The organism is Variovorax trehalosi (genome assembly GCF_051216415.1).
GTDB lineage: Bacteria > Pseudomonadota > Gammaproteobacteria > Burkholderiales > Burkholderiaceae_C > Variovorax.
On the sequence record NZ_JBPJZG010000007.1, the window covers coordinates 192,619 to 217,459 of the forward strand.

21 protein-coding genes are annotated in these 24,841 nt (G+C 66.2%); 8 read left to right on the plus strand and 13 right to left on the minus strand.

Annotation, left to right across the window (positions count from 1 at the left end; genetic code table 11):
- Position 1: 1 nt before the first annotated feature.
- From aspS to ACSFA7_RS25690, 9 genes are all read right to left on the minus strand, one after another.
- Entirely contained in the window at positions 2–1,807 is a 1,806-nt protein-coding gene (gene aspS, locus ACSFA7_RS25650; RefSeq protein ID WP_435501964.1) for an aspartate--tRNA ligase, read from the minus strand.
- 37 nt (positions 1,808–1,844) lie between these two features.
- Positions 1,845–2,477, minus strand: coding sequence for a DUF502 domain-containing protein (locus tag ACSFA7_RS25655; protein ID WP_435501965.1), 633 nt, complete (start codon positions 2,475–2,477; stop codon positions 1,845–1,847).
- A gap of 7 nt (positions 2,478–2,484) precedes the next feature.
- Positions 2,485–2,820, minus strand: a complete 336-nt coding sequence (locus ACSFA7_RS25660; RefSeq protein ID WP_435501966.1) for an FmdB family zinc ribbon protein — start codon at positions 2,818–2,820, stop codon at positions 2,485–2,487.
- Between the two features lie 84 nt (positions 2,821–2,904).
- Positions 2,905–4,353 carry a high affinity choline transporter 1 gene (locus ACSFA7_RS25665; RefSeq protein WP_435501967.1) on the minus strand — a complete coding sequence of 483 codons (1,449 nt, stop codon included), beginning with the start codon at positions 4,351–4,353 and terminating at the stop codon, positions 2,905–2,907.
- Positions 4,354–4,365: 12 nt separating this feature from the next.
- Positions 4,366–5,931, minus strand: a complete 1,566-nt coding sequence (ubiB, locus tag ACSFA7_RS25670; RefSeq protein ID WP_435501968.1) for a ubiquinone biosynthesis regulatory protein kinase UbiB — start codon at positions 5,929–5,931, stop codon at positions 4,366–4,368.
- Entirely contained in the window at positions 5,928–6,485 is a 558-nt protein-coding gene (locus tag ACSFA7_RS25675) for a ubiquinone biosynthesis accessory factor UbiJ (protein ID WP_435501969.1), read from the minus strand. Before ACSFA7_RS25675 ends, ubiB begins: the two co-directional genes overlap by 4 nt.
- A gap of 51 nt (positions 6,486–6,536) precedes the next feature.
- Complete coding sequence (locus ACSFA7_RS25680) at positions 6,537–7,568, minus strand: Tim44 domain-containing protein (protein WP_435501970.1); 1,032 nt, start codon at positions 7,566–7,568, stop codon at positions 6,537–6,539.
- Between the two features lie 33 nt (positions 7,569–7,601).
- Positions 7,602–8,333: a bifunctional demethylmenaquinone methyltransferase/2-methoxy-6-polyprenyl-1,4-benzoquinol methylase UbiE gene (gene ubiE / locus ACSFA7_RS25685; protein WP_435501971.1), complete on the minus strand. Its 732-nt coding sequence runs from the start codon at positions 8,331–8,333 to the stop codon at positions 7,602–7,604.
- 157 nt (positions 8,334–8,490) lie between these two features.
- Positions 8,491–8,904, minus strand: a complete 414-nt coding sequence (locus ACSFA7_RS25690) for a gamma-butyrobetaine hydroxylase family protein (protein WP_435501972.1) — start codon at positions 8,902–8,904, stop codon at positions 8,491–8,493.
- 99 nt (positions 8,905–9,003) lie between these two features.
- On the opposite strand from ACSFA7_RS25690, the gene ACSFA7_RS25695 reads away from it, so the two are divergent.
- Positions 9,004–9,786, plus strand: coding sequence for a hypothetical protein (locus ACSFA7_RS25695; RefSeq protein WP_435501973.1), 783 nt, complete (start codon positions 9,004–9,006; stop codon positions 9,784–9,786).
- A gap of 18 nt (positions 9,787–9,804) precedes the next feature.
- Here ACSFA7_RS25695 and ACSFA7_RS25700 read toward each other — a convergent pair whose 3' ends face one another.
- The 3 genes from ACSFA7_RS25700 to serA form a co-directional block, all read right to left on the minus strand.
- Positions 9,805–10,245 carry an HIT family protein gene (locus ACSFA7_RS25700; RefSeq protein ID WP_435501974.1) on the minus strand — a complete coding sequence of 147 codons (441 nt, stop codon included), beginning with the start codon at positions 10,243–10,245 and terminating at the stop codon, positions 9,805–9,807.
- Positions 10,242–14,120, minus strand: coding sequence for a DUF3683 domain-containing protein (locus ACSFA7_RS25705; protein ID WP_435501975.1), 3,879 nt, complete (start codon positions 14,118–14,120; stop codon positions 10,242–10,244). Before ACSFA7_RS25705 ends, ACSFA7_RS25700 begins: the two co-directional genes overlap by 4 nt.
- 179 nt (positions 14,121–14,299) lie before the next feature.
- Complete coding sequence (gene serA / locus ACSFA7_RS25710; RefSeq protein WP_435501976.1) at positions 14,300–15,532, minus strand: phosphoglycerate dehydrogenase; 1,233 nt, start codon at positions 15,530–15,532, stop codon at positions 14,300–14,302.
- Between the two features lie 226 nt (positions 15,533–15,758).
- Here serA and ugpB point away from each other — a divergent pair, with 226 nt between their 5' ends.
- The 6 genes from ugpB (at position 15,759) to ACSFA7_RS25740 (ending at position 23,171) form a co-directional block, all read left to right on the plus strand.
- Entirely contained in the window at positions 15,759–17,069 is a 1,311-nt protein-coding gene (gene ugpB, locus ACSFA7_RS25715; RefSeq protein WP_435501977.1) for a sn-glycerol-3-phosphate ABC transporter substrate-binding protein UgpB, read from the plus strand.
- Between the two features lie 98 nt (positions 17,070–17,167).
- On the plus strand, positions 17,168–18,049 hold the full coding sequence (gene ugpA / locus ACSFA7_RS25720) for a sn-glycerol-3-phosphate ABC transporter permease UgpA (protein ID WP_435501978.1): 882 nt from the start codon (positions 17,168–17,170) through the stop codon (positions 18,047–18,049).
- Between the two features lie 39 nt (positions 18,050–18,088).
- Positions 18,089–18,940: a sn-glycerol-3-phosphate ABC transporter permease UgpE gene (ugpE, locus tag ACSFA7_RS25725; protein ID WP_435501979.1), complete on the plus strand. Its 852-nt coding sequence runs from the start codon at positions 18,089–18,091 to the stop codon at positions 18,938–18,940.
- Between the two features lie 3 nt (positions 18,941–18,943).
- A complete protein-coding gene (gene ugpC / locus ACSFA7_RS25730; protein WP_435501980.1) occupies positions 18,944–19,951 on the plus strand; it encodes a sn-glycerol-3-phosphate ABC transporter ATP-binding protein UgpC in 1,008 nt (335 codons plus the stop codon).
- Between the two features lie 3 nt (positions 19,952–19,954).
- The gene (gene ugpQ / locus ACSFA7_RS25735) at positions 19,955–20,701 is read left to right on the plus strand and encodes a glycerophosphodiester phosphodiesterase (protein WP_435501981.1); all 747 of its coding nucleotides are present in this window, start codon (positions 19,955–19,957) and stop codon (positions 20,699–20,701) included.
- A gap of 52 nt (positions 20,702–20,753) precedes the next feature.
- Positions 20,754–23,171: a DUF3772 domain-containing protein gene (locus ACSFA7_RS25740; RefSeq protein WP_435501982.1), complete on the plus strand. Its 2,418-nt coding sequence runs from the start codon at positions 20,754–20,756 to the stop codon at positions 23,169–23,171.
- A gap of 3 nt (positions 23,172–23,174) precedes the next feature.
- On the opposite strand, the gene ACSFA7_RS25745 is transcribed toward ACSFA7_RS25740, so the two are convergent.
- Entirely contained in the window at positions 23,175–23,645 is a 471-nt protein-coding gene (locus ACSFA7_RS25745; protein WP_144299149.1) for an Lrp/AsnC family transcriptional regulator, read from the minus strand.
- 211 nt (positions 23,646–23,856) lie between these two features.
- Here ACSFA7_RS25745 and ACSFA7_RS25750 point away from each other — a divergent pair, with 211 nt between their 5' ends.
- Positions 23,857–24,837: an ABC transporter substrate-binding protein gene (locus tag ACSFA7_RS25750; protein WP_435501983.1), complete on the plus strand. Its 981-nt coding sequence runs from the start codon at positions 23,857–23,859 to the stop codon at positions 24,835–24,837.
- Positions 24,838–24,841: the final 4 nt, after the last annotated feature.

Below are 24,841 nucleotides of genomic sequence, written 5' to 3' on the forward strand. Positions count from 1 at the left end.
ATCAGGCGGCTTGAGGGGTATTGCGCAGCTTGATGTGCAGTTCGCGCAGCTGCTTCTCGTCGACCGGGCTCGGGGCCTGCGTCAGCAGGTCCTGCGCGCGCTGGGTCTTGGGGAAGGCGATCACGTCGCGGATCGACTCGGCGCCGGTCATCAGCATGACCAGGCGGTCCAGGCCGATGGCGATGCCGCCGTGCGGCGGGGCGCCGTACTGCAGCGCATCGAGCAGGAAGCCGAACTTGAGCTGCGCGTCCTCGGCGCTGATCTTCAGCGCACGGAACACCTTGCTCTGCACTTCCTCGCGGTGGATACGCACCGAGCCGCCGCCCATCTCGATGCCGTTGAGCACCATGTCGTAGGCCTTGGCGATGCACTTCTCGGGGGCGGTGTCCATGAGGTCTTCATGGCCGTCCTTCGGTGCGGTGAACGGGTGGTGCACGGCGCTCCAGCGCTGGCCTTCCTCGTCGAACTCGAACATCGGGAAGTCGACCACCCAGAGCGGCGCCCAACGGTCGTCGAACAGGCCGCTCTTCTTGCCGAAGGCGCTGTGGCCGATCTTCACGCGCAGCGCGCCGATGGCATCGTTGACGACCTTTTCCTTGTCGGCGCCGAAGAACAGGATGTCGCCGTTGCGCGCGCCCGTGCGGGCGATGATCTCGGCCAGCGAGGCATCGTCGAGGTTCTTCACGATCGGGCTCTGCAGGCCTTCGCGGCCGGCTTGCGCGTCGTTCACCTTGATGTAGGCCAGGCCCTTGGCGCCGTAGATCTTGACGAATTCTTGATAAGCGTCGATTTCACCGCGCGAGAGGCCACCCTCGCCGCCGCCGCCAGGCACGCGCAATGCGACCACGCGGCCGTCCTTTTGCGTCGCGGCGTTCGAGAACACCTTGAACTCGACCCGCTTCATCAGCTCGGTGAGTTCGGTGAACTCGAGCTTCACGCGCAGGTCCGGCTTGTCCGAGCCGTACTTGAACATCGCGTCGCCGTACGTCATGGTCGGGAACACCGGCAGGTCGATGCCCGCGGCGTTGCGGAACACGTTGCGGATCATCCCTTCGAACATCTCGCGGATTTCTTCTTCGGCGAGGAACGAGGTCTCGATGTCGATCTGCGTGAATTCGGGCTGGCGGTCGGCGCGCAGGTCTTCGTCGCGGAAGCACTTCACGATCTGGTAGTAGCGGTCGTAGCCGGCCACCATCAGCAGCTGCTTGAAGAGCTGCGGCGACTGCGGCAGCGCGAAGAAACTGCCGTCGTGCACGCGGCTGGGCACGAGGTAGTCGCGCGCGCCTTCGGGCGTGGACTTGCCCAGCATCGGCGTCTCGATGTCGATGAAGCCGTTGGCATCGAGGAACTTGCGCGTTTCCATCGTCACCTTGTAGCGCAGCATCATGTTGCGCTGCATGGCCGGGCGACGCAGGTCGAGCACGCGGTGCGTGAGACGCGTGGTTTCCGAGAGGTTGTCGTCGTCCAGCAGGAACGGCGGCGTGACCGACGGGTTGAGCACCTTGAGCTCGTGGCACAGCACTTCGATCTTGCCGCTCTTGAGCTGCTCGTTCACGGTGCCTTCGGGGCGCGCGCGCACGAGGCCGGTGATCTGCACGCAGAACTCGTTGCGCAGGCCTTCGGCCACGGCGAAGGTGGAGGCGCGATCGGGGTCGCACACCACCTGCACGTAGCCTTCGCGGTCGCGCACGTCGATGAAGATCACGCCGCCGTGGTCGCGGCGACGGTTGACCCAACCGCACAGGGTGACGGTCTGGCCCAACAGGGCTTCGGTCACAAGACCGCAATAGTGAGTACGCATGGCCATAGGGATGACTTCCGGCGCCGTCGTGGCGCGTTCGTTTTTATGAGTTGGATGGCTTGATCGCCACCGTGGAGGGGCCGCCTGGAACGACCACGCCCATCGAGACGATGTACTTGAGCGCTTCGTCCACGCTCATCTTCAGTTCGATGCAGTCGCTGCGCTTGAGCATCACGAAATAGCCGCCCGTGGGGTTGGGCGTGGTCGGCACGTAGACGCTGAGGAATTCCTCGTTGCCCAGGTGCTCGGCCACCTCGTTGCCCGGCGCGCCGGTCACGAAGGCAATGGTCCACACGTTCTCGCGCGGCCACTGGACCAGCACCGCCGTGCGGAACGCGTTGCCGTTCTCGGAGAACAGCGTGTCCGAGACCTGCTTGACGCTCGAATAGATCGAGCGCACGACCGGAATGCGCCGCACCACGGCATCGCCCCAGCCGAGCAGGCGCTTGCCGACGAAGTTGCTCGCAATGGCACCGACCACCAGCAGGATGGCCAGCGTGAGCAGCACGCCGAGGCCGCGGATATTGTTCTCGAACAGCCATTTCTGCCAGACGACAGGCAGCACCCAGAGCGTCTGGTCCAGCGTGTCGATGATCCACTTCAGCACCGCCAGGGTGATGAACAGCGGAACGATCACCAGCAAGCCGGAGAACAACCATTTGCGCAGGGCGAGCATGGGGGTCTCAGTCGCCGCTCTTGGCGGCAGGCGCGGGGGCGGGAGCCGCTGCCGCCGGTGCAGGCGCAGGGCTCGGCGCGGCGGCGCTGGAGGAAGACTCGGGGGACTTGGCGCCTTCGCTCGCCACGGGGGCGGTGGCGGGCTCGGCCTTCTTGCCGCCGCCTTCGCGGAAATCGGTCACGTACCAACCCGAGCCCTTGAGCTGGAAACCGGCGGCCGTCACCTGCTTTTCGAAGGCACTGGCGCCGCACGCCGGGCACACCGTGAGGGGCGCGTCGGACATCTTCTGCAAAGCGTCCTTGGCAAAGCCGCAGGCGCTGCACTTGTAGGCGTAGATGGGCATGGGGAAATAGGGGTCCAAAAAGCGGCGCAGCTGCCGCTCGCAAAGCCCTCGATTATAAGGGCCCACCCCGCTGCCGGGGTGCTCTCAGGCCGCTTCGGTGGCCAGCGGCCGATGCGGCGTGTGAGTGTTCGCTACCCACTGCGGCAGCAGCGAGCCGGCCACCATGCCGGTGAACGAGGCCAGAACGCCCGCCAACTGGGCCGGGAAAACGGCGCCCCAAGGCATCGCCAGGAACAACAGCCAAGTGCCGATGCCCAGAAGGATCGACGCAACCGCCCCCTGCGTGGTGGCGCGACGCCAGTACAGCCCGCACACCAGCGGCACGAAGGCCCCCACCAGCGGCACCTGGTAGGCGCCCGAGACCAGTTCGTAGATCGGCGTGCCCTGCATGCGGATGGCATAGGCCAGCACGGCGGCGCTGAACAGCAGCACCGTGATGCGCATGGTCCTCAAGTTCTCGCGATCGGTGCCCGAGGGGCGGAACTGGCGCCAGATGTTCTCGGTGAAGGTGACACTGGGTGCCAGCAGCGTGGCCGAGGCGGTCGACTTGATGGCCGACAGCAGGGCGCCGAAGAACAGCACCTGCATCACGAACGGCATCTTCTGCAGCACCAGGGTGGGCAGCACCTTCTGCGGATCTTCCTTCAGCAGCACGGCCACCTCCTCCGGCATGATCAGCAGCGCGCTGGCCACCAGGAACATCGGCACGAAGGCGAACAGGATGTACGCCACGCCGCCGATCACCGGGCCGCGCTGGGCGGCCTTGACGCTGTTGGCCGACATCACGCGCTGGAACACGTCCTGCTGCGGAATGGAGCCCAGCATCATCGTGATGGCCGCGGCGAAGAAGAACACCATGTCGTGCCAGTTGGGCTCGGGCCAGAACTTGAAGAGGTCCTTGCTGACCGCGAAGGCCACCACCTTGTCGGCGCCGCCGGCCATGTTGCCGGCGAACACCGCGATGACCGCGAGGCCGGCGACCAGGATGATCATCTGGATGAAGTCGGTCACCGCCACCGACCACATGCCGCCGAAGAGCGTGTAGGCCAGGATCGAGACCACCCCGATCACCATGCCCAGCGGAATGCTGATGGCATTGCCCGAGAGCACGTTGAACACCAGCCCCAGCGCCGTGACCTGCGCCGAGACCCAGCCCAGGTAGCTCAGCATGATGATCAGCGTGCAGGCCACTTCCACCGTGCGGCCGTAGCGCTCGCGGTAGTAGTCGCTGATGGTCAGCAGCGTCATGCGGTAGAGCTTGCCCGCGAAGAACAGGCCCACCAGGATCAGGCAGGTGCCCGCGCCGAACGGGTCCTCGACCACGCCGTTCAGGCCGCCCTCGATGAACTTGGCCGGGATGCCGAGCACCGTTTCGGACCCGAACCAGGTCGCGAAGGTGGTCGTCACGATCATGAAGAGCGGCAGGTGCCGCCCCGCGATGGCGAAGTCGGTGGTGTTCTTCACCCGCTTGGCGGCATAGAGCCCGATGGCGATGGTGACCAGCAGATAGATGACAACCAACGTCAGCAGCACGGGGAATCTCCTCTAGAACAACTTCACACGCACCAGCAATTGCATGGCGAGCAACCCCAATACAAAACCTATGCCACCGTAGATGATGGTCTGGAGCAGCTTGTTGGTGCGTTTTTGCGCAGCCAGCAGCTCCAGCAGTTCGCGGCGGTGATCGGGCGGCCGATTTTCCAGGAAATCGTGAAGCAATCGAGGTAATTGCGGCAGCAATTTTGCATAGCGTGGCGCCTCGGCCTTGAGCTGCTGGAACAGCTTCTTCGGACCGATCTGGTCGACCATCCATTTCTCGAGGAACGGCTTGGCGGTGTGCCAGAGGTCGAGCTCGGGGTCGAGCTGGCGGCCGAGGCCCTCGATGTTGAGCAGCGTCTTCTGCAGCAGCACCAGCTGCGGCTGGATCTCGACATGGAAGCGCCGCGAGGTCTGGAACAGGCGCATGAGTACCATGCCGAGCGAGATTTCCTTCAGCGGCCGGTCGAAGTACGGCTCGCAGACGGTGCGGATCGCCGCCTCCAGCTCGTCGATGCGCGTGCCCTCCGGCACCCAGCCGCTTTCCAGGTGCAGCTCGGCCACGCGCTTGTAGTCGCGTCGGAAGAAGGCGACGAAGTTCTGCGCGAGATATTCCTTGTCCGACTCGGTGAGCGTGCCGATGATCCCGAAATCGAGTGAGATGTAGCGCCCGAAGGTCTCCGGCGCCAGGCTCACCTGGATGTTGCCCGGGTGCATGTCCGCGTGGAAGAAGCCGTCGCGGAACACCTGGGTGAAGAAGATCGTGACGCCGTCGCGCGCGAGCTTGGGAATGTCGACGCCGGCCGCGCGCAGGCGGTCGAGCTGGGCAATGGGCACGCCGTTCATGCGTTCCATCACGATCACCTCGGGGTGGCAGAAGTCCCAGAACATCTCGGGGATCAGCACCAGGTCGAGCGAAGCCATGTTGCGGCGCAGCTGGGCCGCATTGGCGGCCTCGCGCACCAGGTCGAGCTCGTCGTGCAGGTACTTGTCGAACTCGCCGACCACCTCGCGCGGCTTCAGGCGCTTGCCGTCGGGCGATAGCTTCTCGACCCAGCCGGCCATCATGGCCATGAGCGCCAGGTCTTTCTCGATCACGCCGCGCATGTTGGGGCGCAGCACCTTCACCGCGACATCGCGGATTTCGCCCTGGTTGGTGCGGATGGTCGCGAAGTGCACCTGTGCGATCGATGCACTGGCGATCGGCGTCTCGTCGAACTGCACGAACACATCGCCCACCGGCCGGCGGAATGCGCGCTCGATGGTCGCCACAGCCACGGCCGAAGGGAACGGCGGCACGCGGTCCTGCAGGAAGGCGAGTTCGTCGGCGATGTCGGGCGGCAGCAGGTCGCGCCGGGTCGACAGCACCTGGCCGAACTTCACGAAGATGGGGCCCAGCCGCTCGAGCGCCTCGCGCAGCCGCTGGCCGCGCGGCGCATCGAGGTTGCGGCCGATGGAAACGACGCGGGCCACCACGCGCAGCCAGGGCTTCTGGAAGCTCGTGAGCACGAGCTCGTCCAGGCCGTAGCGCAGTGCGACCCAGACGATGAACAGGCCGCGGTAGAAGCGCCTCATTCGGCCTGGCCCGCCGAACCGCCGGCCTTGGCCGTGCGGTCGCCGACGAACTGGCGCAACGCCGTCACCACGCGCCGCACGCCGTTGCCCAGGGTGTGCGCGGGCACATCGCCGATCACGCGCGCGAGGTCGTCCTCGACGTCCCAGCGCACGTGGTCGACCAGCCAGTTGACCTCGGCGGCCAGCTGCACGTCGCCGACGATCTGCACCGAGGGCTTGTCGCCGCGCAGCGTGGCGCGGGCGATCTCGAAGGGGGAATCGTCGGTGACGGTGAGCGTGAGTTCAGGGGTCGAGCCGGGCGGAGCCAGGTCGAGCAGGCCGGCCGGCGTGGCCACCAGTTCCATGGTCACGAAGCGCCACTGGAAGCGCACCACCCTGCCCTGCTGGCGCAGCAGCCGCTGCTGGGCCTCGGGCTCCTGCTGCAGCACGTGGTTGAGGAACAGGACCGCGCGGTGCTGGATCTCGTGGACCGCCCAGTCCGGCGGCTGCAGGCGCTCGCCGATGCGGTTGAAGAGGTCGCCGAGAAAAGAAAAAGGGGACGATGGTGTGGCCATGTCCCCATTATCGTTTCTGTCCGCGGCCCGGCGGCCACGAACGTCTGTCGTTTACTGCAGCGCTTGCACGCCGGCAACCAGCCAGCCGCCAGCGCCGCTGGTCGGCTTGGTCATGTTCCACACTTCGCGGAACGGGCCCGGGCCTGCCGAGGCGTCCTCGCGGATCATGCCGGAGAACTCCACGCTCGCCATGTAGGCGTCGGGCAGCTCTTCGATGCCGAGCAGCTTGGCGTCGAGCATCACGACTTCGGTCTTGTTCGACGAACCGCCGGTGTGGCTCGCACGGTCGGCCAGCTGCGTGCGGATTTCCTCGACCATCTCGTCGGTCATCATCGAGCGCAGCATCGACACGTCGGCGCGGTCCCATGCGTCCTGCAGCGTCACGAAGTTGCGCTTGGCGGCGCCAAGGAAACCGTCGACATCGAAGCCCGTGGGGATGCCCCAGGACTGCGAACCGCCCAGCGCGGAGCCGATCATGCTGCCGCCGGCTGCGGCGCCTGCTGCAGACAGGCTGCTGCCATGGCGATCACCGTCGGCCGGCGTGGCGTCGAAGGCCGCGGCCGAACGCTCCCATGGCCGTGCCGAGGCATCGTTGCCCACGTTGTTCGGGCTGTACTGCGCCGGCGCACTGGCGTTGGAGGGGCTCGCGCCCGCACCCTGGAACGCGAAGCCGCCCTGGCCTTGACTATTGGCACCATTCGAAGCAGCCGAACGCGCCTTGAAGATGCGCCACACGGCGAGCGCCGCAAAGATCAGCAGGCCGATCAGCAGGATGTTGGCGAAACCAGCGCCCAGGCCGAGCGAACTTGCGAGCCATGCGAGACCGAGGCCGGCGGCAAGACCGCCGAGCATCGCGCCCCACGGACGCTTCGGTGCGGCGGCTGCAGGCGCGGGCGTTGCAGGCTTGGCGGCCGAGTTGGTCGCGTTCTGCTGCGCAGGTGCGGCAGGCGGCGTGGACTGGCGCTGCGTCACGTTGGACGACTGGCGACCCAAGGACTTGCCGCCACCCACACGGGCGGCGTCGGCCTGCACGCTCACGAGCACCAACGCGGCTGCCAGGAACAAAGAACTCAAACTTTTCATGTCGTCTCCTCTAGAGCGAAAAATTCGCTTCAATCAACACTTGATTCCAACATGCAGGGCAGCGATGCCACCCGTCATGTTGTGATAGTCCACATGTCCGAAACCGCCCTCTTTCATGAGGGTCTTGAGCTCCTCTTGCGAGGGATGCATGCGGATGGATTCAGCCAGGTAGCGATAGCTCGCGTCGTCGCCGGCCACGAGCTTGCCAAGGCGCGGCAGCACGTTGAAGGAGTACCAGTCGTAGGCCTTGGTGAGCGGCTTGGCGATCTTGGAGAACTCGAGCACGAGGAGCTTGCCGCGCGGCTTGAGCACGCGGTTCATTTCCTGGAGCGCGGCGTCCTTGTGCGTCATGTTGCGCAGGCCGAAGGCCACCGTCACGACGTCGAAATGGTCGTCGGGAAATGGCAGCTTCTCGGCATCGCAGACCAGCGTGGGTAGCGCGACACCGGCATCGAGCAGGCGGTCGCGGCCGGTGCTCAGCATGGCTTCGTTGATGTCGGTGTGGACCACCTGGCCGGTGGCGCCGACCTTCTTGGAGAAGGCGAGCGCGAGGTCGCCGGTGCCGCCCGCGATGTCGAGCACGCGCGAGCCCTCGCCCACGTTCGCCACCATCACGGTGTAGGCCTTCCAGGCGCGGTGCAGGCCCACTGACATCAGGTCGTTCATGACGTCGTAGCGGGAGGCCACCGAATCAAAGACGCCGCGGACACGTTGCGCCTTCTCGCTTTCGTCGACTTTCTCGAAGCCGAAGTGGGTTGTACTCATGCAACCGATGTTAGGCCGGAAGCCCACACATCAAGGCGACGACCCCGCGCCTACGGCGGGCATTTGTTGCTTTTTCTTCAAATGAAGAGACGCTGCAACGCGCGTCCTTGCTGCCTGCAGAGCTATCTTTTCAATAGCGCCAAGGAAATTTGAAGCGTCAGTGGCTGCTGCACGCAGACCCGCCTTTGTCGATCATCGGCGCATCGCGATCGACACTCGCTTCAGCGAGCCGGCGTTCGTATTGCGCCCACAGGTCGGCCTGGTTCGCGCCAAGTTCATAGAGCAGGTCCCACGAATAGATGCCAGTGTCGTGGCCGTCGCTGAAGGCCGGCTGCACGGCGTAGTTGCCGACGGGCTCGAGACCGACGAGTTCGACATCGCGCTTGCCCGTCTGCAGCACTTCCTGGCCCGGGCCGTGGCCCTGCACTTCGGCCGAGGGCGAGTAGATGCGCATGAGCTCGAAGGGAATGCGGAAGGTCGCGCCGTCCGAGAAGCCCACTTCGAGCACGCGCGACTGGCCGTGCACGGTGATCGATTGCGGCGTCGGTGCGCCCGGTTTCAAGCCTGCCATAGGGATCCGTTCGGAAAATTCTCGGGAGGCGCGCAGTATGCCGCGCTGCCGTGCCCGCACGCGCGCCGTCCGGCGAATACCAGCGCTTAGCATCGCAGGATGCAGACACGCCAACGCCATCGATCATCGCGCCCGAACTGGGCAGCCCTTGCCCTCTGCACCGCACTGGCGGCCGGCTCCGTCATGCCCGCGCATGCCTTCCTGGGCTTGCTCGGCAAGGCGGCAGGCAAGGCCGCAACCGCGGGCAAGGCGGCGGGTACGGCTGGCAAGGGTGCCGCGGTAGGTGCAGGCGCCGTCGCAGCGGAGAGCGCGACCGGCGTGGCAGGTGTGGCCGGCAAAGGCGCAGCAGCACTGGGCGACGATACGGCACATGCCGCACAGTTCGGGACGCGGGCCGCAGCGCCCGAATTCAGCGCAGTGAACGCCGCGCTGCCACCCGAGGTCGCGGCCTATCTCGCAAAGCCCGCGAAGGACCTGACGCCCAGGGACACCTCGCGGATGATGGACAGCTATCGCCAGATGGTCGAACGCGCGGGCAAGAGCGGCGACTTCACCGCGGTCGAGCGACTGCCCACCTCGGCGGGTACAGGCCGCACGTTGCCGGTGAACGAGACGGCCAAGCCGGCCACATCCGCGCCCAAGACCGAAGCGGCAACCTCATCGGCAAGCGTGCCGTCCGCCTTGCCCATCCACGCACTGCGCGTGCTGGCCCATGCATCGCATGCGGGCAACCGCGAGGCTCAGGCCGAACTGGATCGCGTATGCCGCGATGGCAGCGTCGCATCGAAGCGCTTCTCGAAGGAGATGCGCGCCACGCCGGAATTCAAGGAGGCCTGCGCGAACCGCAAGCTGGCAGCGACCCGCACGGCCTCCGCGCGCTGAGCGCGGTCGTCGTCGAGCTCAGCCCTGCAGCAACGCCAGCCGGCGGACCATCTCGGCCTCCACCTTCGGCAACAGCGCCTGCAGATCCGCCACGCGATCGACCGGCGTCGCGCGTTGCGCCGCCGACCAGAACGGCGAAGGAAAGTGACTGTCCCAGTCGAAGCGCGCGATCACGTGCCAATGCAGGTGCGGCACCATGTTGCCGAGCGCGGCGAGGTTGATCTTCGTGGGCTTCAGCTGCTCACGCAGGCATTGTTCGACCGCCGTCACCGCTTCCATGCACAGCACGCGGTCTGCTGCATCGAGATCGGAAAACTCCGGCGCATGCTCGCGCCAGATCACGCGGTAGAAAGCCGGAAAGCCCGCCTCTTCCGCATGGATCACGCGCAGCTTCGCGCCCTCGAACACGACGCGGCCGCCGGGGCCCTCGCAGAAGGGGCACCCGTGCTGCGCCGTCATACCAGCACCCGTTCGATCCCGCCCTGGTTGGCGGCGGCCACGTACTTCGGCATCCAATCGTCGCCCAGGATCTTGTTGGCCATCTCGACCACGATGTAGTCGGCTTCGAGCAGGCCGTTGTTCAGGTCGTTGCCGTAGCGCGAGAGGCCCTGCAGGCAGCTCGGGCAGCTGGTGAGGATCTTCACGTTGTCCTTGGCGCCGACTTGGCCGGCGTCGCGCAATGCGGCCTCGCCCTTCTTGAGCTCTTCTTCCTTGCGGAAGCGGATCTGCGTGGAGATGTCCGGCCGCGACACGCCCAGCGTGCCCGACTCGCCGCAGCAGCGGTCGTTCTTGAGCACGTTGTCGCCCACCAGCGCCTTCACCGTCTTCATCGGGTCCTGCAGCTTCATCGGCGAGTGGCAGGGGTCGTGATAGAGGTAGCCACCACCACCCGCACCGGCGAGCGTGATGCCCTTCTCGAGCAGGTACTCGTGGATGTCGATGATCCGGCAGCCCGGGAAGATCTTGTCGAACTGGTAGCCCTGCAACTGGTCGTAGCAGGTGCCGCAGCTCACCACCACCGTCTTGATGTCGAGGTAGTTGAGCGTGTTGGCCACGCGGTGGAAGAGCACGCGGTTGTCCGTGATCATCTTCTCGGCCTTGTCGAACTGGCCGCTGCCGCGCTGCGGATAGCCGCAGCACAGATACCCCGGCGGCAGCACCGTCTGCACGCCCGCGTGCCAGAGCATCGCCTGCGTGGCGAGGCCGACCTGCGAGAACAGCCGCTCCGACCCGCACCCCGGGAAGTAGAAGACCGCTTCGGTCTCCGACGTGGTCGCCTTCGGGTCGCGGATGATCGGCACGTAGTCCGCATCCTCGATGTCCAGCAGCGCGCGCGCCGTCTTCTTCGGCAGGTTGCCCGGCATCTTCTTGTTGATGAAGTGGATCACCTGCTCCTTGAGCGGCGCCACACCCAGCGTGGCCGGCGGCGCGGCGGTCTGCTTCTTCGCCAGGCCGCGCAGCAGGTCGTTGGCCAGGCGCTGCGCCTTGAAGCCGATGCCCACCATGCCCGCGCGCACCGCCTTGATGGTCTGCGGGTTGGTCGCGTTCAGGAAGAACATCGCCGCCGCGTTGCCGGGCCGGAAGCTCTTCTGCCCCATCTTGCGCAGCAGGTTGCGCATGTTCATCGACACGTCGCCGAAGTCGATCTTCACCGGGCAGGGCGTCAGGCACTTGTGGCACACGGTGCAGTGGTCGGCCACGTCCTCGAACTCTTCCCAGTGCTTGATGCTGATGCCGCGCCGGGTCTGCTCCTCGTAGAGGAAGGCCTCCACCAGCAGCGAGGTCGCAAGGATCTTGTTGCGCGGGCTGTAGAGCAGGTTGGCGCGCGGCACGTGCGTGGCGCACACCGGCTTGCACTTGCCGCAGCGCAGGCAGTCCTTCACGCTGTCGGCGATGGCGCCGATGTCGCTCTGCTGCATGATCAGCGACTCGTGGCCCATGAGGCCGAAGCTCGGCGTGTAGGCGTTGGTGAGGTCGGCGTGCAACGTGACCGCTTCGCCCGCGGGCGCGCGCAACAGCTTGCCCTTGTTGAAGCGGCCTTCGGGATCGACCCGGGCCTTGTATTCGGTGAACGGGCGCAGCTCTTCGTCGCTCAGGAATTCGAGCTTGGTGATGCCGATGCCGTGCTCGCCCGAGATCACGCCGTCCAAGCTGCGCGCCAGCGCCATGATGCGCACCACCGCGGCATGCGCGGTCTGCAGCATGTCGTAGTTGTCGCTGTTCACGGGGATGTTGGTGTGCACGTTGCCGTCGCCCGCGTGCATGTGCAGCGCGACCCATACGCGGCCCTTGAGCACGCGCTTGTGGATGGCCGTGCATTCGGCCAGGATCGGCGCGAATTCGGCGCCCGAGAAAATCTCCTGCAGCGGCTGGCGCAGTTGCGTCTTCCAGCTCGCACGCAGGCTGTGGTCCTGCAGTTGCGGGAAGAGAGCATCGACGTTCTGCAGCCAGCCAGCCCAGAGCGCGCGCACCTCGTGCACCAGCGCCACGGCCTGTGCCACGCGGTCTTCGAGCAACTCGGCCGCCGGAATCTCGTGCGCGTCGTCGGTCTTGCCCAGCGGCAGGTTGCCGCGCGCGAGGAAGGTTTCGAGCTCGTCGGTGAGCGCGAGCTTGTTCTGCAGCGACAGCTCGATGTTGATGCGCTCGATGCCGTCGCTGTACTCGGCCATGCGCGGCAGCGGGATCACCACGTCTTCGTTGATCTTGAAGGCGTTGGTGTGCTTGCTGATGGCGGCCGTGCGCTTGCGGTCCAGCCAGAACTTCTTGCGCGCCTCGGGGCTGATGGCGATGAAACCTTCGCCGCTGCGTGAGTTGGCGATGCGCACCACTTCCGAGGTGACGCGCGCCACCGCATCGGCGTCGTCGCCCGCGATGTCGCCGAACAGCACCATCTTCGGCAAGCCGCCGTGCTTCTTCGATTTTGTGGCGTAGCCGACAGCCTTCAGATACCGGTCGTCCAGGTGCTCCAGGCCGGCCAGCAGCACGCCCGAGCGCTTCTGCTCGGCGAACATGAAGTCCTTGATCTCGACGATGCTGGGCACCGCGTCCTTCGCGTTGCCGAAGAATTCGAGGCACACGGTGCGCGTGTGCGCAGGCATCTTGTGCACCACCCAGCGGCAGCTGGTGATGAGGCCGTCGCAGCCCTCCTTCTGGATGCCCGGCAGGCCCGAGAGGAACTTGTCGGTCACGTCCTTGCCGAGGCCTTCCTTGCGGAAGGTCTTGCCGGGAATATCGAGGCGCTCGGTGCGCAGCTTCGTCTTGCCATCGGCCGCGAAGTACTGCAGTTCGAACAGGGCGCTCTCGGCGTCGTGGATCTTGCCCAGGTTGTGGCCGATGCGCGTGACTTCGAGCCATTCGGCCTGCGGCGTGACCATGCGCCACGAGGCGAGGTTGTCGAGCGCCGTGCCCCAGAGCACGGCCTTCTTGCCGCCTGCATTCATCGCGACGTTGCCGCCCACGCACGAGGCTTCGGCGGACGTGGGATCGACCGCGAACACGAAGCCCGCTCGCTCGGCTGCATCGGCCACGCGCTGCGTGACGACGCCGGCTTCGGTCCAGATGGTCGGCACGGGGTCGGCAAGCCCGGGCAGCGGCATGTGCTCGACCTCGGTCATCGCCTCGAGCTTCTCGGTGTTGATGACGACGCTGTTCCAGGTCAGCGGAATCGCGCCGCCGGTGTAGCCGGTGCCGCCCCCGCGCGGAATGATGGTCAGGCCCAGCTCGATGCAGCCCTTGACCAGGAGCGCCATCTCGGCCTCGGTGTCGGGGCACAGCACGACGAAGGGGTACTCCACGCGCCAGTCGGTCGCATCGGTCACGTGCGACACGCGCGAGAGGCCGTCGAACTTGATGTTGTCCTTGGCGGTGAGCCGGCCCAGCACCCGCGTGGCCTTGCGGCGCAGCGCCGCAACGTCGCGGAACTTGGTGTCGAAGGCCGCAACCGCATCTCCAACCAAGGCAGTGAGCTCGCCGACCAGTTGGTCGCGCGGCATGTCGCTGTCGGGGGTGCGGCGCTTCTGCACTTCGGCCAGCCGATGGCGCAGCGCCTCGACCAGTTGGCCGCGGCGGCGCGGGTTGTCGAGCAGGTCGTCGACGAGGTAGGGGTTGCGCTGCACCACCCAGATGTCGCCCAGCACCTCGTAGAGCATGCGCGCCGATCGGCCGGTGCGGCGCTCGGCGCGCAGGGTCTGCAGCAGTTCCCAGCCACGTTCGCCCAGCAGGCGAATCACGATCTCGCGATCGGAGAAGCTGGTGTAGTTGTACGGGATCTCGCGCAGTCGGACAGGCTCTGCGGCCTGTGCCAACAGCGTGTTCAACGCGGTCGGAGCATTCATCGGGTGGGGCCCTTGGCCAGGCGCTGCGCGCCCATGTAGCCGGGGGGTGGATTTTAGGGCAGGGCTTGGGGTCTTGCCTCGTGACCTTGCCCTTGCCCTTGTGCTAGGAGCGCCAGCCCCGCCAATCCGCCTGGCCCCCGAAGGCCACGGCACCTGTCCCCGAGTACCGGCTCAGAGGCTCAGAACAGCACGCGGCTGCGGATCGTCCCGTTCACCTTCGCCAGCTTCTCGAGGGCCAGGTCCGAAGAGGCTGCATCGATGTCCGTCACCACGTACCCGACCTTCTCGTTCGTCTGCAGGAACTGGGAAGAGATGTTGATGTTGTTGTCCGAGAAGATCTTGTTGATCTCCGACAGCACGCCCGGCACGTTCCGGTGGATATGCAGCAGCCGGTGCTTGCCCGGGTGCGCGGGCAGCGCCACCTCGGGGAAGTTGACCGACGAGGTCGAAGTGCCGTTGTCGCTGTACTTCACCAGCTTCTCGGCCACCTCGAGCCCGATGTTGGCCTGCGCCTCCATCGTCGAGCCGCCGATGTGCGGCGTCAGGATCACGTTGTCCAGGCCCCGCAGCGGCGACTGGAACTCGTCCTTGTTGCTGCGCGGCTCCACCGGGAACACGTCGATCGCGGCGCCCAGCAGCTTCTTTTCCTTCAGCGCGCCAGCGAGCGCATCGATCTCGACCACGGTGCCGCGCGAGGCGTTGATGAGGATCGAGCCCGGCTTCATGGCCGCGATCTCGGCCGCGCCGATCATCCATTGCGTGGCCTGCGTCTCGGGCACATGCAGCGTGACGATGTCGCTCTGCCCCAGCAGCTGGTGCAGGTCGCGCACCTGGCGCGCATTGCCCAGCGGCAGCTTGGTGACCACGTCGAAGAACGCCACATGCATGCCCAGCGCCTCGGCCAGCACGGAGAGCTGCGCGCCGATCGAGCCGTAGCCCACGATGCCCAGCGTCTTGCCGCGGATTTCATAAGCGTTGTCGGCCGATTTCAGCCAGCCGCCGCGGTGCGCCACCGCGCTCTTCTCGGGCACGCCGCGCAGCAGCAGGATCGCCTCGGCCAGCACCAGCTCTGCCACCGAGCGGGTGTTCGAGTAGGGGGCGTTGAACACGGCCACGCCATGTTCGCGGGCGGCCTCCAGGTCGACCTGGTTGGTGCCGATGCAGAAGCAACCGGCCGCCACCAGCTTGTGGGCTGCGGCGAACACCTCGGCCGTCAGCTGCGTGCGCGAGCGGATGCCCAGGAAGTGAACGTCGGCGATCTTTGCCTTGAGTTCGGCGTCGGGCAAGGCACCCGGCAGCGACTCGATGTTGGTGTAGCCGGCGGCGCGCAGCACCTCCACGGCCGAAGGGTGGATGCCCTCGAGCAAGAGGAACTTGATCCTGCTTTTGTCGAGGGAGGTTTTGCTGCTCATGGCGGTCTCGCAAAGGGCCCTGGCCGTGGCGACAAGCTGGGCCAAAAAAGGGAGGGCGATGCTAGCATGGTGCGGCGCAGCATGCAGGCCCGCAACCCGCGCCGGGCTTGGTGCCAAAGGGGTTTCCCCGATTGGAAGATGACAGCTGTCCGTGCGCCAATGTGACGCGGCTGTGTCATTCACATGCCCTAGCATCCGCGCTTTCATTTTCCCTTCAGGAGTCTTCATGCGATTCAAGACGCTCGCGCTGGCATCGGCGCTGGCCGCCACGCTGTTCAACGTGGCCCAGGCCCAGACCGAAATCCAGTGGTGGCATTCCATGACTGCCGTCAACAACGAGTGGGTCAACGACCTGGCCAAGCAGTTCAACGAGAGCCAGAAGGAATACAAGATCGTGCCGACCTTCAAGGGCACGTACGACGAATCCATGACGGCCTCCATCGCGGCCTTCCGCTCGGGCAACGCACCGCACATCCTGCAGGTGTTCGAAGTGGGCACCGCCACCATGATGGCCAGCAAGGGCGCCGTCATCCCGGTCGGCCAGGTCATGAAGGACGCGGGCGAGAAGTTCGACCCGGCCGCCTACATCCCCGCCGTGGCCGGTTACTACACCGCCCCCAACGGCCAGATGCTGAGCTTCCCGTTCAACAGCTCGACCACCATCTTCTATTTCAACAAGGATGCCTTCAAGGCGGCGGGCCTCCCCACCGACAAGGCACCGTCGACCTGGCCCGAAGTGGTCGCGGCAGCGGCCAAGCTCAAGGCGAGCGGCCACAAATGCCCGTTCACCACCGCCTGGCAGAACTGGACGCAGGTCGAGAGCTTCTCGGCCTGGCACAACGTGGAGTTCGCAAGCAAGGCCAACGGCCTGCAGGGCCTGGACGCCCGCCTGAAGGTGAACTCGCCGCTGCACCAGCGCCACATCGAGAACCTCGCCAGCATGGCCAAGCAGGGCCTCTTCATCTACAAGGGACGCGGCAACGTGCCCGAAGCCTCGTTCGTCTCGGGCGAGTGCGCCATGATCAACACGTCGTCGGGCTTCTACGGCAACGTGGCCAAGAACGCCAAGTTCGCCTACGGCCTGGCACCCCTGCCCTACTACCCGGACGTGCCGGGCGCACCGCAGAACACGGTGATCGGCGGCGCGAGCCTGTGGGTCATGTCGGGCAAGAAGCCGGCCGAATACAAGGGCGTGGCCAAGTTCTTCAGCTTCATCTCGACGCCTGAAGTGCAGTCCGCCAGCCACAAGCGCACCGGCTATCTGCCGGTGACCACCGCCTCGTACAAGCTCACCGAAGACTCGGGCTTCTACAAGCAGAACCCCGGCACCGACGTGGCCGTGACGCAGATGATCCGCAAGGTCACCGACAAGAGCCGCGGCATTCGCCTGGGCAACTACGTACAGATCCGCGCCATCGAGGACGAAGAGCTCGAACAGGTCTGGAACGGCAAGAAGACCGCCAAGGAAGCCCTGGACGCCATCGTGACGCGCGGCAACGAGCAGCTGGAGCGCTTCCAGAAGGCGAACAAAAGCTAACGATTGATGGCCGGGCCCTCGTGTCCGGCTAATATCGCCCGCCCCCGTTCGCTCTTGCACAAGGGCGGGCCGGGCGGGATTTTTTATTCAGAGGGATCATGGAAAAACGCGTTTTCTTTCGCTCGGGCTGGCTGCCCTGGCTGCTGCTCACGCCGCAGATGGCGGTGATCCTCGTGTTTTTCTTCTGGCCGGCGGGGCAGGCCCTCCTTCAGTCGCTGCAGCAGCAGGACGCGTTCGGCACCTCGGTCGAATTCGTCGGGCTGCAGAACTTCAGGGAGCTGTTCCACGACCCGGCGTATGCCGAGTCGTTCAAGACCACCGCCGTCTTCTCGCTGCTGGTGGCCAGCATCGGCATCAGCCTGTCGCTGATGCTCGCGGTGTTCGCCGACCGCATCGTGCGCGGCGGCATGTTCTACAAGACGATGCTGATCCTGCCCTACGCCGTGGCGCCCGCAGTGGCGGCCGTGCTGTGGGTCTTCATGTTCTCGCCCTCGCTGGGCGTGGTGGCCTATGCGCTGGGCAAGATCGGCATCAACTGGAACCACCTGCTCGACTCCGGCCACGCCATGACGCTGATCGTGATGGCCTCGGTGTGGAAGCAGATCTCCTACAACTTCCTGTTTTTCCTGGCCGGGCTGCAGTCCATTCCGAAGTCGCTGATCGAGGCCGCGGCCATCGATGGCGCGCGCCCGTGGCGCCGCTTCTGGACCGTGCAGTTCCCGCTGCTCTCGCCCACCACCTTCTTCCTCCTGGTGATCAACGTGGTCTACGCCTTCTTCGACACCTTCGCGATCGTCGATGCGGCCACGCAGGGCGGACCGGGCAAGGACACGACCATCCTGGTCTACAAGGTCTACCACGACGGCTTCAAGGGCCTGGACCTGGGCGGCTCGGCCGCGCAGTCGGTGGTGCTGATGGTGATCGTGGTGGCGCTGACCGTCATCCAGTTCCGCTACGTCGAGAAGAAGGTGCAGTACTGATGAAGCAACAAGAAAAAATCGAATTCGGCGGAGCACGGCATGGTTGAGAAGCGCGGCACCCACGGCATCCTGGCCCACGTCATCATGATCCTGGGCGTGTTCATCGTCGCCTTCCCGCTCTACCTGGCGTTCGTGGCCTCCACGCACACCGCACAGGAGATCGTGCAGGCGCCGATGCCGCTCCTGCCCGGCTCGAACATCGTGGACAGCTACAAGGGCGCGCTCTTCGGGCGCGAGAACAGCGCAGGCTCCAACGCCCCGGTGGCGCACATGATGTGGGTGAGCTTCGTGACGGCGATGGTCATTGCCATCGGCAAGATCACCATCTCGCTGCTGTCGGCCTTTGCCATCGTCTACTTCCGCTTCCCGTTCAAGAAGATCTGCTTCTGGGCCATCTTCGTGACGCTGATGCTGCCGGTGGAGGTGCGCATCCTGCCCACCTACAAGGTGCTGTCGGACCTGAATATGCTGAACACGTACGCAGGCCTGACGGTGCCGCTGATCGCGTCGGCCACCGCGACCTTCCTGTTCCGCCAGTTCTTCCTCACGGTGCCCGACGAGCTCACCGAGGCCTCGCGCATGGACGGCGCGAGCCCCATGCGCTTTTTCTTCGACGTGCTGCTGCCGTTGTCGAAGACCTCGATCGCTGCACTGTTCGTGATCCAGTTCATCTACGGCTGGAACCAGTACCTCTGGCCGCTGCTCGCGACCACGAGCGAAGACATGTACCCGGTGGTGGTCGGCATCAAGCGAATGATTGCCGGCGGCGACGGGCAGAACGAATGGAACGTCGTGATGGCCACCGCCATCCTCGCGATGCTGCCGCCCGCGCTGGTGGTGGTCTTGATGCAAAAGTGGTTCGTCAAGGGCCTTGTGGATACCGAGAAATAAAAAATGGCAGCTCTTTCCCTACGCAACGTCATCAAGCGCTACGGCCACGGGCCGAAGGCCAACCAGGTCATCCACGGCGTGAGCGCCGAGATCGCCGACCATGAGTTCATCGTGATCGTCGGACCCTCGGGCTGCGGCAAGTCCACGCTGCTGCGCATGGTCGCGGGCCTGGAGGAAATCTCGGCCGGCGAGATCGCCATCGGCGGCAAGGTCGTGAACCAGCTCGAGCCCTCCGAGCGCGACATCGCGATGGTGTTCCAGAACTACGCGCTCTACCCGCACATGAGCGTGTTCGCGAACATGGCCTACGGCCTGAAGATTGCCAAGGTGCCGGTGCCCGAGATCAAGGTGCGCGTGGACAAGGCCGCCAAGATCCTCGAACTGGGCCACCTACTCGAGCGCAAACCGCGCGAGCTCTCCGGCGGCCAGCGCCAGCGCGTGGCCATGGGCCGCGCGATCGTGCGGCAGCCGCAGGTGTTCCTGTTCGACGAGCCTCTCTCGAACCTCGACGCCAAGCTGCGCGCGCAGACCCGCCTGGAAATCCAGAAGCTGCATCGCGAGCTGGGCATCACCTCGCTCTTCGTCACGCACGACCAGGTCGAGGCGATGACGCTGGCGCAGCGCATCATCGTGATGAACGGCGGCGTGATGGACCAGTTCGCCACGCCGGAAGAGGTGTACAACCGCCCCGCCACCACCTTCGTGGCGAGCTTCATCGGCTCGCCGCCGATGAACCTGCTCAAGCACGCTCCGGGCGTGCGCGCGGGCCAGATTCTGGGCATCCGCCCCGAGCACATGAAGCTCGACGAAAGCGGCTGGACGGTGCAAGTCGAGCAGGTCGAACTGCTGGGCGCCGAGCGGCTGGTGTACGGCCGCATCGGCGAGGAGCAGGTCATCATGCGCACCGACGAAAGCGATCACCCGCCGGTCGCGGGCGACACGGTGAAGATCGCGGCGCGCGAAGACAAGCTCCATTGGTTCGACGCCGGATCGGGCAAGCGCGCGGACTGAACGATGGCCGAACGCAGCCCCTGGCCCTACCCCCGCTGGGTCGCGCACCGCGGCGCCGGCAAGCTCGCACCTGAAAACACGCTCGCGGCCTTCCGCTTCGGCGCGGCGCACGGCTACCGCATGTTCGAGTGCGATGCCAAGCTCAGCGCCGACGGCGTGCCGTTCCTCATGCACGACGCCACGCTGGAGCGCACCACCAACGGCCACGGCACCGGCGGCCAGCAGGCGTGGAGCGCGCTGTCGCAGCTCGACGCGGGCAGTTGGCATTCGCGCGCCTTCGCGGGCGAACCGCTGCCCACGCTGGAAAACCTGGCGCGCTTCTGCTTGGCCAACCGCTACCTGCTCAACATCGAGATCAAGCCGACGCCCGGCACCGAGCGCGAGACCGGCGAGGTGGTGGCGCGCGAAGCGGCGCGCCTCTGGCAGGGCGCGGCGGTTCCTCCGCTTCTCACCTCGTTCCAGGTCGAATCGCTCAAGGGCGCGGCCGCCGCGCAACCCGAGTTGCCGCGCGGCCTGCTGCTCGACACGCTGTGGAGCGGCTGGCTCGACACCGCGCGCGACCTGGGCTGCCAAGCCATCGTCTGCAATCACGCGCTGTGGGACGCCGCCACCGTCGCACAGGTGCACGGCGCGGGCATGCGCTCGCTGAGCTACACCGTCAACGACGACTGGGCCGCGCAGCGGCTCATCGACCTGGGCACCGACGGCATCATCACGGATCGGGTCGACCTGTTCAGCCCCGCGAGCTGAGCCTCGCTGCGCTTACCTGCCCTTACGAAATGGCCGCTTCTATGATGCAGCCATGAGTTGGATCCCCCGCCTAGCGACCTTTTTCCTTGCCGCCCTGCTGATGTGCGGTGGCGCCATGGCGCAGCCAGACCTCGGCGGCAGCGCCACCTCGCTGCCCGCACCAGCCCCCACGGTGGCCGAGTTGCGCGATCAGTTCACCAAGATCACCGCCACGGCGGACACCGACGACGACGCGCGCAAGCTGCTCACGCAGATCAACGCGATCGGCACGCAGGCCGACAAGTTCGTCGCCGCCCGCACCGGTGAGCTCGCCGACCTGAACGCCCGGCTCGGCGAACTGGGCAACCCGCCGGCCGCGGGCGCCACCGAAGACCCCGACATCACGCGCCAGCGCGCTCGCCTGACGAAGGAACGCAATGCGCTCGATGCCGACATCCGCCTCGCGCGCCTGCTGTCCGTCGACGTGCGCCAGCGCGGCACCGACCTCGTCACCCAGCGCCGCGCGCTGTTCGAGGCGCAACTCACCGAGCGCGCGGCCTCGCCGCTGAGTGGCGAATTCTGGAACGACCTGCGCGAGGCTTGGCCCGACGACCTGGAGCGCCTGAAGACGATGACGGCTGCCCTGAACGACGGCCTGCAGACCGCGCTCCAGCCCGAAACCCGCACCCGGGTGATCGCCGCCCTGATTGCCGCGCTGTTGCTTGCGGTGATCGGCAACTGGGCGGCCGAACACCTGCTCACCCGCCTCGCCGCGCGTTGGCTGCCGGCCGGGCGCCTGCGGCGTTCGGTGCTGGTGATCGGCATCGTGGGCAGCCATGTGCTGCTGGTCGCGATCGCGGCGCACGGCTTCGTGGAGGTGCTCAAGGCGTACGCCACCTGGGAGCCGCAGGCCCGCAAGGCGCTGCAGTCGTCGGCGCAGGCCCTGGTGTTCATGGCCTTCGTGATCGGGCTCGGGCGCGGCTTGCTCGCCACCCGCCGCCCCTCGTGGCGGCTGCCGCCGATTCCCGATGCGATGGCGACCCGCCTGGCCGCACTGCCTTGGTTGGTCGCGCTGGTCGCGGCGCTGGCCTGGACGCCCGCCGAGATCAACGCGCTGATCGACGCCAGCTTCGCGGCCGTGGTGGTCACGCATGTGCTCACGGCGCTGGTGCTCACCACGCTGGTGGGTGCGGTGCTCTACCTGGTGAAGCCGCTGCGCGCGGACGCATCCGATGCCGGCCTGCCAGAGCGGCCGATGTGGGTCGGCCTGCTGGTGGCGCTGATCGGCGTGCTGATGATCGCGATCTGGGTGCTGGTGGCCGTGGGCTATGTGGCGCTCGCGAGCTTCCTGGCCTCGCAGCTCACCTGGAGCGGCATCGTGGCCGCGGCGTTCTACGTGCTGTTCAAGTTCGCCGACGACGTGTTCATGGCGCTGGTGTCGTCGCGCAGTACCTTCGGCCAGCGGCTGCAGAAGAGCTTCAACCTGGCGCCGCAGACGCTGGACCAGGCGGCCACCGTGCTCTCGGGGCTGAGCCGGGTCGGGCTGTTCTTCTACATGCTGATCGCGCTCGCCGCGCCGCTGGGCACCGGGCCTAGCGAGGTGTTCCAGCGCAGCGGCAAGTTCGGCACCGGCGTGAAGGTGGGCGAGTTCCAGCTGGTGCCGGGCGCCATCTTGAGCGCCATCGCGGTGGCGGTGGTCGGCTTCATCGTGATGCGGGTGTTCAAGCGCTGGCTCGAACGCAGCTATTTGCCCAACACGCAGCTCGAGCCGGGCATGCAGAGCTCGATCACCACGCTGCTGGGCTATGTGGGCGGGATCCTGGTGATCGCGTTCGCGCTCTCGGCGCTGGGCATCGGCATCGAACGCATCGCGTGGGTGGCGAGCGCGCTGTCGGTGGGCATCGGCTTCGGGCTGCAGGCGATCGTGCAGAACTTCATCTCGGGGCTGATCCTCCTGGCGGAGCAGCCGGTGAAGGTGGGCGACTGGGTGGTACTGGGCACGGCCGAGGGCGACGTGCGGCGCATCAACGTGCGCGCCACCGAGATCCAGCTGGGCGACCGCTCCACGCTGATCGTGCCGAACTCGGAATTCATTACCAAGACGGTCCGCAACATGACGCTGGCGAATGCCGAGGGCCGTGTGCTCATTCGCCTGCCGATGCCGCTGACCACCGATGCCCAGCGCGTGCGCGAGCTGATCCTGGAAGCCTGCCGCGCGCACGAAGGGGTGCTGGAAACGCCGGCGCCGTCGCTCACGCTGGAAGGCATCGAGAACGGGCTCCTGATCTTCCAGGCCATCGCCTATGTGGCGAGCCCACGGCTGGCGGGCGGCGTGCGCAGCGACCTGCTGTTCGTGATCCTCGACGAACTCAAGAAGGCCGGGCTGCCGATGGCCACACCGACCACCTTCATGATGGCGCCCAACGAGCCCGCCGCGGCCGCGCCGGCGCCCGCGACGCAGAACTCGCCGATCCCGGGCATGCCGACCTGAGGCTCACTCCAGCGGCAGGGCCGTGGTGCACTTGATCTCGTTGAGGCACACGCTGGACCGCACGGCCGACACGCCCGGCATGTGCATCAGCGTGTGCATCAGGAACTGCGAGAGCGACTCCAGGTCGCGCGCGACTACCTTCAGCACGTAGTCGAAGTCGCCGGTCACCGAATAGCACTCCAGGATCTGCTTCAGGTCGGCGATCAGGTCCTGGAACTTGGGCAGTTCGTCGACGTGGCCGCGCGCCATGGTCACGTGGATGAAGGCGATCACGCCAAGCCCGACGTGGCGCGCATTCAGGTGCGCGGCGTAGCCATTGATGAGGCCCAGCTCCTCCAGGCGCCGGTGGCGCCGCATGCACTGCGCGGGCGACAGGTTGGCCACCTCCGACAGCTCCAGGTTGGTTGCGCGGCCATGCACCTGCAGGTGGTCAAGAATCCGCCGGTCGATCCGGTCGAGTTCGATCTCGTGCAATTTCATCTCTTACATCCTCCACGGGATGCAATTATGTTTCTTAAAGCGGGGTAAGCCCGATCCGTCCATGCACCTTAATTGTGCAAAGTACGATCTAGACTTCGAGGCTGCCGGGATTGCACGCGCAATTCCTGGCCCGCTGAATTCCCCGCCCCGGCGCACGCTGGCGGCCTCATCCCAGACGCACCCATCCCCATCCGGAGACCCTCACGTGAAAAACGCCCTGCTTCGCACCCCTTTCAGCGCCGTCGCCCTGGCCCTCGGCATGCTGGCCGCCGCGCCCTCGTTCGCGGCCGACACCAAGTCGGTGGCGGTGACCGCCATCGTCGAGCACCCGGCGCTGGATGCGGTGCGCGACGGCGTGAAGGCGGAGCTCAAGGCAGCGGGCTACGAAGAAGGCAAGAACCTCAAGTTCACCTACCAGAGCGCGCAGGGCAACGTGGGCACCGCCGCCCAGATCGCCCGCAAGTACGTGGGCGATGCGCCCGACGTGATCGTCGCCATCGCCACGCCGTCGGCGCAGGCCGTGGTGGCCTCCACCAAGACCATTCCGGTCGTCTACTCGGCCATCACCGACCCGGTGGCCGCCAAGCTGGTGAAGAACTGGGATGCCACCGGCACCAACGTGACCGGCGTGTCGGACCTCTCGCCGCTCGAGAAGCACATCGGCCTCATCAAGCAGGTGGTGCCCAACGCCAAGCGCATCGGCGTGATCTACAGCCCCGGTGAAGCCAACTCGGTGGCGATCGTCGCCTCGCTCAAGAAGGCCGCGGCTGACGCCGGCATGACCGTGGTGGAAGCCGCTGCCGCGCGCACCGTGGACGTACCGACCGCCGCGCAAAGCCTGGTGGGGAAGGCCGACGTGATTTACACGCCGACCGACAACAACGTGGTCTCGGCCTTCGAAGGCATCGTGAAGGTCGCCCAGCAAGCCAAGCTGCCGGTGGTGGCCGCCGACACGGCCACCGTCGAGCGCGGCGCCGTGGCGGCCCTGGGCCTGAACTACAGCGACATCGGCCGCCAGACCGGCAAGATCGTCGTTCGCATCCTCAAGGGCGAGAAGCCCGGCACCATCGCCTCGCAGACCAGCACCAACTTCGAGCTGGTGGTGAACCCCACCGCCGCCAAGGCCCAGGGTGTGACGCTGTCCGAATCGCTCCTGAAGAGCGCCAAGGTCATGGCCACGAAGTAAGAAG